The following is a 1,583-nucleotide window of genomic DNA, read 5'->3' as shown; positions in this document are numbered from 1 at the left end:
GCCGGAATCCAGGGCCAGGGATGGCAAAACGGTGGAGTTCAAAGCATTAGGTCGCATTTAAATTTAACCACTACCTCCTTTCGAACCACAGAGGACACAGAGAACGCAGAGAAGAGCACAGGCCGATTCTCTAGGTTCTCTGTGTCCTCTGTGGTTTAAACTTCACAAACTGGCAGCTGACACCACCGTTTTTACGACACCCTCCTTGGGAAAGAGGGTTGGAGAAGGTTGGGGTGAGGGGAGATCCAAGGGCCTTGGTCTCGATACGGTTAGTCATTGGGGCATTTTACGGATCAGCGACCCTAAATTTTGCCGCGAACTTAGTGGGACGGTCTCCGACAACTCTCAAAGGCGATCGACCTTTCTTCAACCAAGACAGCGCCGTTCGATTGTAACGCGATATCTCATTGATATTCTTGTAAACGACCAGGTGTAATTGTGGGCATCGCCAGCCACCCGCGGCGTTACAGCGATTGGGTGGGAGACCACTATCTCCGACCGTGCCGATCAATGTTCCCACATCTACGGCGTCTCCCGTCGCTACGCGGATCTCATCGAGATGGGTATACCGGATAGCAAAGTTGGTATTTTCACGCGCTTGAATAATCACCTGCTTTCCGTAACCCTCTCCGGTGTCTTGCGCATAAATTACCGTGCCGGCCGAACCGCTTTTCACATTCAACCCCAAGTCGTCACGTCCGCTTCCGTAGTTCCAATTATTCGCGTAATAGTCATCCCCTAAATAAGGCCCTCCCCCAGGGCTATTGCCGGACACATGCCAGGTGGTTTTACCTTTCCCTTCATCGAACAACCAGCACAAACGGCTATAACCCCTTTCCGAAAAGGATGCCCAGCAACCGGAAGCATCGATCGCTCCTGGAATTAGGCATGCCCCGACCAAGATTAGAGAGATCATTCGATTGTTAAAGGTCACTGTCATGGTCGCCTCGTGGTTGAACTCCGGGACAAATCATTTGACTGCGCTGTCGGCATCTGCAACTCGATAGCGTTAAGTCAGCTGCCGGCCGCTTGTGGTGGTCGGTCGGGTTAGTCGTACCTTCCGAGATGGCATTGGTCTGCAACTAGGATCCTTGAGGGATCCGGAGCTTTACAAATGAGTCAAGTTTGTGCGCTGCACAAAAAATCGAGTAGTAACCCTTTAGTCCCCTTCGAATCTAACGCAAGGGCGCAATGACGCAAAGATTCTTTTGGTTTTCCTTGCGTCGTGGCGACCTTACGCCTTGGCGTTAAACAACAAGGACATGGATTCACACCCAGGTTAGGTTTGTGCCGCTCTGGCTTCCAGACAAAAATTCACGCCTTGTTGGTCTGAGGCGGAGCCTCGCTGGGGGTTGTCGGTATTCAGGTATAAATATATAAGACATCTGAACAGTTAGGTGTGCATATTCTTTAACCCCGTCCTATCGAGACACATAACGCAAGACTCTTAAACCACCCCAATTCACGATCATCAACAGCACTGTTGCTGTCACAAAATACAAAATATTCGGGTAGTGGATAAATTCTAAATGCTGAAGTCTGCCAACCCCTCCCTCGTCATTCCGGCAGGGATTGCCGGAATC

At 50.6% G+C, this 1,583-nt stretch carries 1 protein-coding gene; it reads right to left on the bottom strand.

Annotated features, from left to right (window positions below; translation table 11 throughout):
• Positions 1-286: 286 nt before the first annotated feature.
• Positions 287-940 carry a M23 family metallopeptidase gene (locus tag BQ17_RS10615; RefSeq protein ID WP_089726885.1) on the bottom strand — a complete coding sequence of 218 codons (654 nt, stop codon included), beginning with the start codon at positions 938-940 and terminating at the stop codon, positions 287-289.
• Between the last annotated feature and the right edge of the window lie 643 nt (positions 941-1,583).

Source organism: Candidatus Thiosymbion oneisti (genome assembly GCF_900092655.1).
In the GTDB taxonomy this organism is placed as follows: Bacteria; Pseudomonadota; Gammaproteobacteria; order Chromatiales; family Chromatiaceae; genus Thiosymbion; species Thiosymbion oneisti.
This window is presented reverse-complemented; position numbering and strand designations above follow the sequence as displayed.

Bases quoted from the DNA above. Each gene is read 5' to 3' on its own strand.
- BQ17_RS10615 (WP_089726885.1), bottom strand. From the start codon at position 940: ATGACAGTGACCTTTAACAATCGAATGATCTCTCTAATCTTGGTCGGG.